This window comes from Mycobacterium noviomagense (assembly GCF_010731635.1).
GTDB classification, from domain to species: domain Bacteria; phylum Actinomycetota; class Actinomycetes; order Mycobacteriales; family Mycobacteriaceae; genus Mycobacterium; species Mycobacterium noviomagense.
Genome location: NZ_AP022583.1, coordinates 4,371,082 through 4,383,793, shown reverse-complemented (window position 1 = coordinate 4,383,793; position 12,712 = coordinate 4,371,082). Strand labels below are relative to the sequence as shown.

14 protein-coding genes and 3 pseudogenes are annotated in these 12,712 nt (G+C 65.0%); 9 read left to right on the top strand and 8 right to left on the bottom strand.

Annotated elements, in window-relative coordinates; genetic code table 11:
• Nucleotides 1-699, bottom strand: coding sequence for a P-loop NTPase family protein (locus G6N15_RS20770; RefSeq protein ID WP_083087000.1), 699 nt, complete (start codon nt 697-699; stop codon nt 1-3).
• Nucleotides 700-827: 128 nt separating this feature from the next.
• Between G6N15_RS20770 and G6N15_RS20765 the strand changes: the two genes are divergently transcribed.
• From G6N15_RS20765 to G6N15_RS20740, 6 genes are all read left to right on the top strand, one after another.
• Nucleotides 828-1,310 (top strand): carboxymuconolactone decarboxylase family protein, encoded by a 483-nt coding sequence (locus tag G6N15_RS20765; protein ID WP_083087001.1) that lies wholly within the window; start codon nt 828-830, stop codon nt 1,308-1,310.
• A 6-nt stretch (nt 1,311-1,316) separates the two neighbouring features.
• Nucleotides 1,317-1,946 carry a nitroreductase family protein gene (locus G6N15_RS20760; RefSeq protein WP_083087002.1) on the top strand — a complete coding sequence of 210 codons (630 nt, stop codon included), beginning with the start codon at nt 1,317-1,319 and terminating at the stop codon, nt 1,944-1,946.
• Nucleotides 1,946-2,440: an SRPBCC family protein gene (locus G6N15_RS20755; RefSeq protein WP_083087003.1), complete on the top strand. Its 495-nt coding sequence runs from the start codon at nt 1,946-1,948 to the stop codon at nt 2,438-2,440. The genes G6N15_RS20760 and G6N15_RS20755 overlap by 1 nt, the downstream gene beginning before the upstream one ends.
• Nucleotides 2,441-2,591: 151 nt before the next feature.
• Entirely contained in the window at nt 2,592-3,047 is a 456-nt protein-coding gene (locus tag G6N15_RS20750; protein WP_083087004.1) for an STAS domain-containing protein, read from the top strand.
• A 35-nt stretch (nt 3,048-3,082) separates the two neighbouring features.
• Nucleotides 3,083-3,604, top strand: a complete 522-nt coding sequence (locus tag G6N15_RS23375) for a hypothetical protein (RefSeq protein WP_083087005.1) — start codon at nt 3,083-3,085, stop codon at nt 3,602-3,604.
• A gap of 32 nt (nt 3,605-3,636) precedes the next feature.
• Nucleotides 3,637-4,320 (top strand): alpha/beta hydrolase, encoded by a 684-nt coding sequence (locus tag G6N15_RS20740; protein ID WP_083087006.1) that lies wholly within the window; start codon nt 3,637-3,639, stop codon nt 4,318-4,320.
• Here G6N15_RS20740 and G6N15_RS20735 read toward each other — a convergent pair.
• On the bottom strand, nt 4,315-4,683 hold the full coding sequence (locus G6N15_RS20735; RefSeq protein ID WP_139797770.1) for a hypothetical protein: 369 nt from the start codon (nt 4,681-4,683) through the stop codon (nt 4,315-4,317). The genes G6N15_RS20740 and G6N15_RS20735 overlap by 6 nt on opposite strands.
• A 101-nt stretch (nt 4,684-4,784) precedes the next feature.
• Here G6N15_RS20735 and G6N15_RS20730 point away from each other — a divergent pair, with 101 nt between their 5' ends.
• Nucleotides 4,785-5,840, top strand: a complete 1,056-nt coding sequence (locus tag G6N15_RS20730; protein ID WP_083087008.1) for an NAD-dependent epimerase/dehydratase family protein — start codon at nt 4,785-4,787, stop codon at nt 5,838-5,840.
• Here G6N15_RS20730 and G6N15_RS20725 read toward each other — a convergent pair.
• Nucleotides 5,837-6,653: pseudogene (locus G6N15_RS20725) on the bottom strand (hypothetical protein). The gene G6N15_RS20730 and the pseudogene G6N15_RS20725 sit on opposite strands and share 4 nt — an antisense overlap.
• A 65-nt stretch (nt 6,654-6,718) precedes the next feature.
• Nucleotides 6,719-7,291 (bottom strand): helix-turn-helix domain-containing protein, encoded by a 573-nt coding sequence (locus tag G6N15_RS20720; protein ID WP_083087009.1) that lies wholly within the window; start codon nt 7,289-7,291, stop codon nt 6,719-6,721.
• Between the two features lie 243 nt (nt 7,292-7,534).
• On the opposite strand from G6N15_RS20720, the pseudogene G6N15_RS20715 reads away from it, so the two are divergent.
• A pseudogene (locus G6N15_RS20715) lies at nt 7,535-8,289 on the top strand (GlxA family transcriptional regulator).
• 38 nt (nt 8,290-8,327) lie between these two features.
• Here G6N15_RS20715 and G6N15_RS20710 read toward each other — a convergent pair.
• The 3 genes and pseudogenes from G6N15_RS20710 to G6N15_RS20700 form a co-directional block, all read right to left on the bottom strand.
• Nucleotides 8,328-9,203, bottom strand: a complete 876-nt coding sequence (locus G6N15_RS20710) for a Rieske 2Fe-2S domain-containing protein (RefSeq protein WP_139797771.1) — start codon at nt 9,201-9,203, stop codon at nt 8,328-8,330.
• Nucleotides 9,204-9,263: 60 nt separating this feature from the next.
• Nucleotides 9,264-9,974, bottom strand: coding sequence for an SDR family NAD(P)-dependent oxidoreductase (locus G6N15_RS20705; RefSeq protein ID WP_083087011.1), 711 nt, complete (start codon nt 9,972-9,974; stop codon nt 9,264-9,266).
• 34 nt (nt 9,975-10,008) lie between these two features.
• A pseudogene (locus G6N15_RS20700) lies at nt 10,009-10,608 on the bottom strand (HD domain-containing protein); the annotation flags it as partial.
• 144 nt (nt 10,609-10,752) lie between these two features.
• On the opposite strand from G6N15_RS20700, the gene G6N15_RS20695 reads away from it, so the two are divergent.
• Nucleotides 10,753-11,535: an enoyl-CoA hydratase/isomerase family protein gene (locus G6N15_RS20695; RefSeq protein ID WP_083087047.1), complete on the top strand. Its 783-nt coding sequence runs from the start codon at nt 10,753-10,755 to the stop codon at nt 11,533-11,535.
• Between the two features lie 2 nt (nt 11,536-11,537).
• Here the strand turns inward: G6N15_RS20695 and G6N15_RS20690 are convergent, their stop codons facing one another.
• Nucleotides 11,538-12,605: an amidohydrolase family protein gene (locus G6N15_RS20690; protein WP_083087048.1), complete on the bottom strand. Its 1,068-nt coding sequence runs from the start codon at nt 12,603-12,605 to the stop codon at nt 11,538-11,540.
• Nucleotides 12,606-12,712 lie beyond the last annotated feature (107 nt).

Below are 12,712 nucleotides of genomic sequence, written 5' to 3'. Positions count from 1 at the left end.
TCAGTACAGGGGCGACCATGACGAGGTCCGCAGCAGCCGGCTGGTCCATTGATCGCGAAGGTCGAGTGCGTCGTGCATCCAGGTTCCCGGAGCGCGCCGCTCGGGCGGAATCTCGGTGCGGAGCAGGTGAAACAAAGCCTCGGGTTGGTTGATGCGCTGCATCAGCGTTACCTCTCGGCGCAGCCGGCTCCCCAGCGCCGGCCGGAACGCAGCTTCGATGGTGAGCATGGCAGCCGGTCGGTCGAGACTCTTGGCGTACACCTCACCGCAGCGGTCGATGTATTCGGTGAACTTGTTTGCGAAGGGCCACATGGTGTCTTCCATGTAGAGCGTCAGCTCGTGCTCGCGGCCATCGACCGGAACCTGCTCGAACAGCACGTCTTGCAGCGGCGACCACGGCAGCGACATCAGCAGTTTGGCTTCGACGTCGTAGCGCAGTTCGTCGAGCTCGCGCATCCATTGCCGCAGATCGCCTTTCTGCACCCGCAGTGCCAGGCGTTCCCAGGCCGTTCCGTCGCGAACGGCGGTGACGGTGACGACGGTGTAGGAGGGGCCGCTGCCGTGGGCGTGGTTGGCGTACCACAACAGCCGCGCCTCGTCGCCGGCGCCCAGCAGTGGCATCCAGCCTTCGCGGAAGGTGGCCTCGAAGTCGTCTTCGGCACGGCCACGCACCTTGTGCACCTCGTGCATGAACAGCATGCCGAGACCTCCCAAAGCAGGCTGCGCTGCGCGCCCGCGCTTCCCGCACGTTATTCCGCATGACCTGCCGTGTCCACGGCCGTCGTCGGCATCTAGACAGCTGCGCCCAGAATTTGGTTTGCTCAGGCATGGCGCGGATTGAGGTCCCCGACGGTCCCGGTGGCGAGGCCGCGATGGTCTGGACATTGCGACCAGAGCTCAGCGGCATGGTGCAGCGGATGATCGAAGGCGCCTACCAGCAGAGCATCCTCCCGCCGGAAGAACGCGAACTGGCCCGAATGCGCATCGCGCAGATCAACGACTGCATCGCGTGCTCGGACTTTCGTGCCCCGTCGGTGCTGCAGGCTGGCATCGCGCCAGAGCTGTACGAGAACGTCGCCGCTTACGACACCTACCCCGGCTATACGCCGCGGCAACGACTAGCCATCGAGTACGCCGAGCGCTTTGCCACTGACCATGCGGCGATTGAGGACGCGTTCATCGCGCGGATGCGCGAGCTGTTCACCGACGCAGAAATTCTCGACCTCACGCTGTGCATTGCGGTGTTCCTCGGTCTGGGCCGCACGCTGACGGTGCTCGGCATCGACCAGTCCTGCGCGATCGACGTCTGAGCTTCCGTGGACATTGCCTCGGTCGACGAATTGCTCACCACCACCCGGGCGGTGCGCAAACGCCTCGACATCACCAGGCCGGTCGCGCGTGAGGTGATCCTGGAATGCGTGCGGCTGGCCATGCAGGCGCCGACGGCGAGCAATGCCCAGGACTGGCGTTGGCTGGTGATCACCGACGCCGACAAGCGCGCCGCCATCGCCGACATCTACCGAAGCATCGGCGCCCAGTACCTCGCCCACGCCGCGGCCACCGAAACCGATCCCCAGACCAAACGCGTGTATCGCAGCGCCCATGCCCTCACCGAGACACTGGCCCAAGTGCCTGTCCACGTCATTCCGTGCCTGCAGCGTCGCTTTGACGAAAGCGACCGGCTGGTTGCCGCATCGGCGTGGGCATCGATCATCCCGGCCGCCTGGAGCTTCTTGCTGGCCCTTCGCTCCCGCGGCTTGGGATCCGTTTGGACCACAATGCATTTGGCCAAGGAGCAGCAAGTAGCCGAGCTGCTCGGGATACCCGCGACAGTGACGCAGGCTGCGCTGTTCCCTGTCGCGTACACGATCGGCAGCCACTTTCGACCCGCATCTCGGCCACCCGCGGAGACCGTCACCTTCTGGAATACCTGGGGAGAACACTGATGCGCTCATACACAGTGCGATTCCATGTCGATGCGCCGCCGGGAAAAGTGTGGCGAGTGCTGCACCCACCGGCGCCGCCGAACTCTCCACGGCCACGGGTCCTCAAGTGGCCCACCGGCAGCATGGAGATTCTGCATGAAGGCGACGAAGCCGGTCAGGGTTTGGTCCGCACATGTGTGTTCGCCGTGCCCAAGTACTTAATGTCAGGCGGCAAGGGACGGTCGTTCGAGACCGTGACAGAGGCGAAGCTCAACAAACTTTCGCGCTATGTCGCAATCGGGAAGCCGCTGTGGTCGCGCGCGGAGGGTTACCACGAACTCGAAGAACAACCCGACGGCACCACGGTGCTTACTTTTCATGAGGACTATCACGCCTATAACCCAGTGCTGCGCTTTCTTTTCGAGCGCCCAGTGCACGCCAAAATCTCGCGCGACAACCTCGAAACCTACGAGCACGCACTTAGCTACGCCGGTGCAGTTCGGCGGCTTCCCTAACACCGCGGCGTCGAGACCCGAAAGTTCTTTCTTAGCAAAGTATTAAGCACTGCTGCCGGTGACCTTAGATTCGCCGCATAACGTTCGAATCAGGTTGAGGTCGCACTCAACCGAGCGTTTCAGCAACACCGTTGAGAAGTGAGGTAGTCGCATGACCGTTTCGACTAATGCGGTGGCAGACCTCACGCCTCGCCACCGCAACCCCGTCTTCGACTGCGGTGCGGCCCGGATTCGGACGCAGTGTCGTCATCTGGCCACCGTGGTGACGATCAGCGGTGCCATCGACGCCGGAAACCTCGATCACGTCAGCGAGTACAGCAGGCGCTTCATCCTCCCGGACAATCCCTTTGTCTTCGACCTCAGCGGTGTGGATTGCTTCTCTGCTCAAGCCGTGTCCTTATTGCACCTCGTCGATGACGAATGTTTCCGCGCTGGAGTCGAGTGGGTGCTGGTCCCAAGTCGCGCGGTATTGCAAATCCTGCGGATCACCGACGAGGACGGCGCTTTTCCAGTCGTCGACTCGGTGCACGAGGCGCTCCGGCACTTCGCTGACGTCATCGCGATGCGCCGTCGCGTGCTCCTTCCCCTGCTCACAAGGACCGCATAAGCAGCAGCCTCCGCTACGGCGTACGCTGCTGTTTCATGGTGCTGAAGAAAGCAGCGATCGTCGCCGTCGGCGCTGTCATCCTCGCCTGCGCCGGGTCCGCCGGCGTCGTCAGCGCCGACCCTTCGACGCCGACGCCGGCACCGCATGACCCCTCGGGATCGCCCGCATTACCGGGACCGCCCGCACAGGCAGCGCCGCCCGGACAAGCGGCAACGTCTGGCCCCAAGACGACCATCGACCATGACGGCACCTTCGCGGTGGGAACCGACATCATGCCGGGCGTCTACACGTCAGCCGGACCGGCGCAGGGCCATACCTGCTACTGGAAGCGGACCAACGGCAGCGACATCGTCGACAACGCTATGAGCAAGAAGCCTCAGGTCGTGCAAATCGACCCCACCGACAAGACGTTCAAGACAGACGGCTGCCAGCCGTGGCAAAAGAACGACGCGGCAAGCGTCGACCCCGGCAAGTCCCCGGCAGAAGTCAAAACACAGATGGACATCCTCAACGCGATCGTCGGGTCGCACGGCGCGGCACCACCGCCGAAGCCCTGACTAGGGCTAGACACCGCGGACCGACTTGGGGCATGGAGACCGTCGAGTACGCCCCCGGCCGTTCGGTCGATCTTTTCGGCGATTCGGGACAGACCACCGTCTTGATGTGGCATGGCCAGCAGACCAACGCTCGCGCTGCCATGCGCCCACTTGCTGACCTAGTTGCCGGGCACGACCTTCGCGTGGTGGTCCCCGACTGGAACTCGCACGCCGAAGACGGTGGACGAAGCGATCTGCTGCAGTCGCTGCGGTTCGCCCGAAACTCTGCCGGCGACGCCAACGGCCTCGTGCTCGTCGGCTGGTCAATGGGAGCGGTCGCAGCGGCAGCGTTGACCATTCACGCGCGAGACCTCGGTATGCGGCTGGCGCACACCGTATGCCTTGCCGGCGCCTTCATGGTTCCCGACCCGATCTTCGGTGAAGACCTCGACCCCGCGCTGGCCGGCTCCGACCGTCCGCCGTTCACGCTGCTACACGGTGTTGACGACGCCGTGGTCCCGGTGACGGCGAGCCGAGCCTTCGCCGCGCTGCTCGAGCAACACCAATGGCCGGTCGAGGTGGTCGAGCTCACCGCCGACCATGGGTCGATTGCCGGTGCGACCTACGACCCGACCGCCGATCGCTACTCGGCCGCTCAAGACCCCCGCACCTTGGCCGTCGCAACCGACGTGGCGGACCGGATCGCGACCGCTGCCGGGCGCACGGGCAACTTATAGGAGTGCCGCGATAAATGCCAGGACAGCGACGCCCAACGCGACAATGCCGATCAGCACCAGCAGCGAACCGGAGGCCGCCAACTTCTCAGAGCGTTCTGCCTGCTTATTGATCATGACGTTGACACTGCCGGGAACGCGTCGGAAAAGATCTCCCCACGAGACCCGCGACGCGGCCCGCTTGACTCCGGTGGGATCACCTTGGGTGCGGTTGTGCGGCGCCACTCCAACGCCGTTGGTGAAGAGCACGAACCCGGCGGTGAAGACCACCACGCCGGTGATGAGGAGCGCTACCGCAACCCACAGCATGCTGTCCTCCTCCACGTGGCGGGCGGCTACTCGACTCTGCGTTGCACTGATGCGCACTCTTTAAACGTCCCCTGCGCACCCGGCTTTGGTGCAGCGTCCGCGTACGAAAGTTCGACAGCGGGTACACAGCGCCGAGATCACCGAAAGGCGACTAGCGGATGCGAGTGGTCGTTGTCGGCGCCACCGGCAACATCGGCACCAGCCTCGTGGAGGTGCTTGCGGCCGATGAACAGATCGACACCATCGTCGGCGTCGCCCGTCGCCGGCCGCAATGGCAGCCGCCAAAGACGACCTGGATTCAGGCTGACGTTTGTCACGACGACCTCGAGACACATTTCCGCGGCGCTGACGCCGTCGTGCAACTGGCCTGGATATTCCAGCCAACCCACGACGAGCTGGCGACCTGGCGCAACAACGTCCTGGGCAGCATCCGCGTCTTCGACGCCGTGGCTCGTGCCGGTGTGGGCACGCTGGTCTACGCCTCGTCGGTGGGCGCGTACTCCCCTGGGCCCCAAGATCATCCGGTCGACGAGTCCTGGCCTACGCACGGGCTCCCGACCGCAGCGTACGGGCGCGAGAAGTCATATCTGGAGCGCGTGCTCGACACTTTCGAACGCGAGTATCCGGACATGCGGGTCGTGCGGCTTCGGCCCGGATTCATCTTCAAGCGCGAGTCGGCGTCCGAGCAGCGCCGCCTGTTCGCGGGTCCGCTGTTGCCCACCACGCTGGTGCGGCCGTCGCTGCTGCCGATCGTCCCCGACCTGCCAGGCCTGCGCCTACAGGCTCTGCACTCCGTCGATGCCGCTCATGCCTTCCGTCTGGCAGTGCTCCGTCCGGTACACGGTGCGTTCAACGTCGCGGCCGATCCGGTGCTCGATCCCCATACCCTTGGCGAGCTTCTCGGCGCACGGCCGGTCAAGCTGCCGTTGCGTCCTCTCCGGGCAGTTGTCGCCACCGCGTGGCGGCTGCATCTGCTGCCGGCCAGCCCCACACTCGTCGACCTCGCCTTGAGCCTGCCGATCATGGATACCGCGCGGGCCCGCAGCGAACTGCAGTGGGATCCGTCGCAGACGTCGCTGGATGCCATTCGCGAGTTCCTCGACGGGCTGCGGCATCGCGGCGGGATGAACACGCCGCCACTGGAGCCGTCGGCTGGCGGCAGGATCCGGGAAAAAGAAGTGGCCACCGGCGTGGGTCAGCGCGCGACGCCCTAGCGCTGCACCCGCTGCACCCGAGCTTTGGCTTCCTTAACCAATTTCGCGGCGTCGCGGCTGGCTTGCTTGGCCTTCGTAGGCGTTCTCGGCGGCGCTGAGCTCACGCTCGGCCTCACGGAGTCGGCTGAGGGCGTGATCATGACGCAGCCGCGCCGCGGCCAGCTCGGCTTGCCGCTCGGACAACGCATCGTCGGCTTCAGTCCTGGCCCGCTCTGCTGCGGTGACCGCCGCACGCAGTTTGTCTCGCTCGGCATCGGGGCCCCGGCGGCGCACCTCCTCCGTGGCAGGCGATGCCGACTGCTGCTGTGCTTTCTTGTCGCGCCGGTCGACCGCGACCAGTGGCGCTGCCTCTCCGAAAGCGCCGAAGCCAGACCAGCTTTCCGCCTTGGCCAGCCGGCCCAGTTTCTCCGTCACGTCAGGGTCGGCGACAGCCGCCTGCAGCGTCGCGGTGACGTCGTCGCGCATTGCCGCCGACGGGTTCTTTAGCCCGGCGGCGTCAAAGGCCCTCCGGGCGAGCCCGTCGACGAGCTTGCGCTGCTCCGCCGACAACTCACGGATCAGATCGCCGTCCATCGCGGCATGTGCTGCGCGCAGGCGGTCGCCGAGATCGGCGAGGCGCTCTTTGGCTTCCGGGTGGCGAAGCGCGAGCCGATTGACTACCCACGCCGCCGTTGTCGGTCTGCGAGCATGCGAAAACTGCTTCGCGGCTGTGGTGTCGCCACGCTGCTTGGCCGCCGAGGACAACTTGGTGCGCAAGGCCGTGAACCGATCCGGTTCCACCCAGTAGAGTTGGTCGAGCTCGTCGCGAGCCATAACGCCATGATCCGCTGCCACCAAACCGATTGTTAGAAGGATGCGCCGATCGACGGCGCCCGAGCTCAGGTGGCTGCTGCTTCGGCCTCTTGGTCGGCGCCGTTGATCGCCAGCGATTCGTCCCAGCCGTTTACCTGCGCCTCGCTCGGCTGGGGCTGCTCGAAGTCGTCGGGGCCGGTTATTGCGCGCAGTGTCGCGATAAGTTCCCGAATCTTCTCCGCCTCGGAGTCGGTTGGCGTTGCGCCGGCCTCCAGGGCGTCGGGAAGATCCGCCCGAAGCCCGGCGCCGTTCGCTACCTCCGAAGCGGACAAGTTGGCGCGAAGGCGTGCGGCATAGAGCTGTTGACCCAAACTCGATCCCGGTGCTGCCGCAGCGCGAGCCATCAGGTCGTCGTAGCGTCGCCGGACTTCGCTGAGCGCCACGATAACCGCCGATGTCGACCTGCTGTGGCTTGCTGCGTCGGTTAATGCCGCGCGCAGTTTGCGAAGACCGGACAAAACGATGTCGGCCCGCTTCTGGAACTTCTTGTCCTCCGGGAAGAACAAAGAATCGATTGCGGCCCGGTACATGTGCATCGCCGCTTCGGCGACATCGACAATCACTTGCGCTTCGCCATTGATCGGATCGAATTCACCCATGGATCCTCGATTCTGTGGTGGTGTCGCTCAGCCGCCCGACCCCGAAGTCCCGCTAATCACTGTGATGTTGAGACCTTCGGATAATCGGTGCGATGCAGATTACATCGACGCAGTCGGATCCAGCGCAGCGGTCCTCGCCAGCCCGGGCTACGTGGGTCGGCCGCCTTTCGCTCGTCGAGGCGTTTTCTGCACAAAGTGCGACACAATGGTTCGGTGGCCGATACCGGTGGCACACCTCGCGTCATGGTGATCGTCGTCTTCGATGGTGTGACGCTGTTGGACGTCGCCGGCCCAGCCGAGGTTTTCGTCGAGGCCAACCGGTTCGGTGCCAACTACCGGATCGAGATCGCCTCGGTCGACGGCCATGATGTGACGACGTCTATTGGAACAGGTTTGGTTGTAACACAACGTGTTTCGTCGGTCCAGTCCGCCGACACGGTTTTGGTCGGCGGTGGCGACAATTTGGTCGGCCGGCCGATCGATCCGGAGCTGATCGAAGCGGTCAAGTCCGTGCCGGCCCGAACCCGGCGCCTGGCCTCCATCTGCACGGGCTCATTCATCCTCGCCCAGGCCGGGCTGCTCAGCGGCAAGCGCGCCACCACCACTGGCGAGATGCCCGGTTAATCGCCCGGGCCTTCCCGGATATCGCCGTCGAGCCGGACGCGCTTTTCGTGCGCGACGGCAATGTCTTCACCGATGTGATCGCGGCCAACCCGGGAGCAAACCATAGCGTGAAAAGCCTTGCTGCCCAGGCATCTCTGAGTACGCGGCAGCTGACCCGGCTGTTTCAGGCCGAACTCGGGACCACCCCGGCCCGCTACGTCGAAATGGTATGCATTGACGCTGCGCGGGCCGCACTCGACGCCGGCCGCAGCGTCGCCGACACCGCACGGCTGGCCGGCTTCGGCAGCCCAGGAACGCTCAGGCGGGTATTCATCGCCCACCTGGGTGTCTCACCCAAGACCTACCGCGACAGGTTCCGCACCGCGGCAAGGTGAGCTGCAGCGAAAATTGCCGCCTGCTCTCGCATTTCGCGCTAACCGCGCGTCACGCTGCGTACCTCGACCTGGCCGCCGGCGTCGCGGGCATCCAGCGCAGGCTGGCTGACTGTCGCCGGCCCGCGAAGAAGCGTGCCATCACGAATGTCGAACTGGGAGCCGTGGCACGGGCAGGTGATGACGTGGCCGTCGAGCTCACCGTCGCTCAGCAAGCACCCGCGGTGCCCACAACGGTCGTGGATTGCATAGATACGGCCGTCGTGCCGGGCCAGCATCACCGGTGTGCCGTCCGCGTCGGCGGACCGCACGTCGCCGTCCGCCAGGTCGGCTCCCGTTCCCACGGCGGTCCAGTCCTGCGGCCCGGTGTCGAACGCGGTTTGGTTGACGCCGACACCACGCACGTAGGCCATGTGCCCGCCCAAGTAGCCACTTCCCCCCAGCACGCCGGCGCCGGCCAGAGCAAGCAGCCGACCCCTCGCGCGCGCACCGCGCCGCCGGGCGATGAGCGATGCAGAGTAGAGCAGCAACGCGGAGACGTTCGCTTGGGCGTGTACCAAACCAACGCGGCGCACGCCTTCGTCGGACAGCTCGGTGTCGGCCCAGTCGCTGAACCCGGTAACCGCGGTGGGCACCGCTGCTGCGATGCCCAACATGATCAGTCGCTGCGCGGCGCGGGCTCCGGCGCGCGGCGCGATGATGTCCAAGACCGAGGCGGACAGAAATGAACCGATCACGAGGTCTGTCAGCGGGGGGTGCACGGGGTGGCCGAGCCAGGTTCCGCTGATCGCGTCTTTGAGCTTTTCGGCCGCGAGCAGTTCGCGCACCCTTTTGGCGAGTGACTGTGCTGGTGTATCGAGGACGTCGGCGCGCTCGAGCGCGTCGATCACCGGCCGACCTGGCGTAGAAACGGGCACGCTTGCAGCTGTACCCGTACCGCGCGCCGTCCACACTCGTTGTCTGCTGGGGTTCAGGGATCAGTCGGAGAAGTCGGTGGACCGGCTCAACTCCGCCCATCGTTCCGCTTCGGCGATTTGGTCGCGCGACTTCCGTATCGCCGCGTCGAGCGCATCGGAGCCAAGCAGCAGTCGCCGCGGCGGATTGTCGGTGGTGACCACCTCGATGATCGCCCGCGCAGCTCGGACAGGGTCGCCCGGTGCGCTGCGGTGAAATCCTGCGCGGCGGCGGTTCATTGCTCCGACTGTGGCGTCGTAGTCCGGCCCGACCGCTGCGATTGCCATGGACGATCCGGCCCGATCGGTGCGCAAGGCGCCGGGTTCGACGATGGTCACCTTGATGCCGAGCGGCGCGACCTCAGCGGCAAGTGCCTCCGAGAAGCCGGCCACCGCGAACTTCGATGCCTGGTACGCCGCGATGCCCGGCGACCCGCCGACGCGTCCGCCGACCGGGGAGATCTGCACAATGTGTCCCGTGCGTTGGCAGTGCAGAAGGGGAAGAGCGGCCCTCGTGACGTTCACGACACCGAAGAAGTTTGCCTCTACCTGGGCCCGGAAATCTTCCTCGGAAGTCTCTTCGACCGGTGCGGAATTCGCATATCCGGGATTGTTGACCACAACATCGACTCGCCCGAAAGTGGTGCGCCCGAATTCAACTGCGCTCCGTGCGGCGGCTGCATCTGTGACATCGAGTCGACACGTGGTTACGCGATCGCCGTACTGGTTGACCAGATCGTCGAGCTGCTCGGGCCGGCGGGCGGTCGCGAAACGTCGGGTCGTAGCGTTCCAGCACGTCGGCGTTCATGGTGCCGAATGTGGTTCGCGGGCGATGCTTCATGCCATCGGTGAAGGCCTGCAGGATGCGTCGTTTGAAGTCGGGTCGCGGGTGCGCGGCGGTGACAGCAGCAAGGTCCTCCGGCGAAAGCTCGTCACGGCCGATACCGACCACATCGGTTTCGACACCGGCTGTCACCAAAGCGATTTCGGGCTCGAGGAATTGCGGCACTCCTGGAGCGGTGTGTAGCGCGATAGCGAGCCACACCTTGCGGGCGTCGGCTTCATCGGCACCCTGTGCAAGCAGGAAGTCGCGTGCCGCATTGGCGCCGTCGACCTCGAAGCGCAGCATCGACGTCCGGTAGCGCGGGGTCAAGCCGAGATCGTGGAACATCGCTGCGGTGTAGAGCAGCTCCAAATCGGGCTCGAGCCCCAGGCGCCGGCCCTGCAGTGCGCCGAAAAGAAAAACGCGGCGGGAATGGTCGAACAACAAGTCGTCCTCGGCTTCGCGGATGAAATCGGTGACTTGACGCACCAGCGGGGTGTCGGGAAGCACGACACCGGCGATGTTGTCGGTTGTTGAGATGCTCACGCGTGGCTCCTTCGTTGACCGGGCTCTGTGTCGCCAGTCTGCGCCGGCCCGAGCCTTGTCCGGCTGCGTCCGATGAGCCATCTTCCCCACAAATGCGACACAATGATTCGCGCAACGATCGCGACGGCGGAGCTGAGGGACGCAGTGAGTATCGACTACGCGCGGGACGCCCATATCGTCACCATCACGATCAACCGTCCCGAGACCCGTAACTCGCTCGACATGGAGCATTTCCGGGACCTGGCCCGCGCCTGGGCGGCTTTTCGTGACGACCCCGACGCATGGGTGGCCGTTATCACCGGCGTCGGCCGCGACTTCTGCACCGGAGCCGACCTGAAGAAGTTCATCCCGGAATTGACCGGTGACCTACCGCAACCCGACGGATGGGATAAAACCGACGCGATCCATGCCGTCTTGCACAGGTTCCCGGTGCACAAGCCAATCGTCGCAGCGGTGAACGGGACGTGCGTCGCGGGCGGCTTGGAGATGTTGGGCGGCACGGACATTCGCGTCGCGGTGCCCGATGCACGGTTCGGCGTGCTAGAACCCAAGCGCGGACTGTTCGCCGGCGGCGGCAGCACGGTGCGGCTGCCGCGGCAGATGCCCTATGCATTCGCGATGGAGCTGCTGCTGACCGCTGACATGGTGGACGCCGACCGTGCGCTGGCGATGGGACTGATCAACAAGGTCGTGGCAAACGATCAATTGATGGACACCGCCTACGACTACGCCGGGCGCATCGCGGCCAATGCGCCGCTCGCCGTGTCTGCGACCAAACAGTCCGCCGTCGAGGGGCTGGCGCTCGACTTGGAATCCGCGTACGACAACGAAACTCGGCACAGTGACCGTGTTTTCGCGAGCGAGGACGCCAAGGAAGGTCCGCGCGCCTTCGCGCAGAAGCGACCACCGCAATGGCGGGCACGCTGAGTTCAGTTGAGGCCGTAAAAGCGCTGAGCGTTCAACCCGCCGATTTTTGCGCGCGCATCCTCACTGATGTCGGTGCGGGTACGAAGGTGTTTGGTGCTTTCCGGCCACTCGCCGTCCCAGTGCGGATAGTCGCTGGCGAACATGATGAAGTCCGCACCGAGCACGTCGATGACCCCCGGCAGGATCGGCTCCTCCGGTTCACATGTCACCCAAATATTGCCGGCCTGCACGTATTCCTGCGGATCGCGCTGCCACCCATGCTCGATCCAGTTCCCCCTTTTCTCGTAATGCTCGTGCAGCCGGTCGATGAAGAACGGAACCCAGCCCACGCCGGCCTCCAAAAACGCCACCCGAAGCCGGGGATGGCGATCGAATACGCCTCCGGAAACCAGCGCGGTCATCGCCGTCATCTGATCGAACGGGAAGCTGATGCAGTGCACCTGGATGTAGTTGGTGAAGCGGTCGACGCCGATCTTCGGCAGATGAATGCCGGGTGCGCCGTGAATGCCCAGCGGCATCTCCAGGTCTTCGGCCGCAGCGTAGAACGGGTCGAGGTCGGGATGGTCGAGGTTGCGGGTTTTGAGCGCGGGCGGCACGAGGGTCGCGACCAAGCCGAGCTCCTTCGCCTCCCGCATGACCTCGATCGCCACTTGCCCGTGTTCAATTGGGGTCACGGCGACGCCGCGCAGGCGGCCATTCGACGGCGCGCAGTAGTCGGCGATCCACTGGTTGTACAGTCGCGCGAACCCGGCGGCGAACTCCGGATCTTCCAGGCTCGGCGCGCACAGGCCCAGGCTGGGATACAGCACCATGGTGTCGATGTGATCGCGATCGGCGTCGGTCAACACACCCTTCGTGGACCGGCAGTGGATGCCAGCGGCCTTGCTGATCCCATGCTCGGGTGGGCAGCCGGCGCCAGGACCACGGTCTTCGGGGTATCTGCGGCCTTCGATCACCAACCGCGGCGTCCCGTCGTCGCTGGGATGCACATATTGCGGCCAGCGCTTGATCGCTTCTACCGCAAGGGAGGGATTTTCGGCGACGTGTCCGTCGGCATCGATGATTCGCATCGTGAGCCCCGTCGAGTTTTCAGACATACGAGTATCTGCCAGTCGAAACACTAACGGGGTGATAAGCAGAAATCACCGAGCACGGTGAAATCGGCTAGCGGCGACCC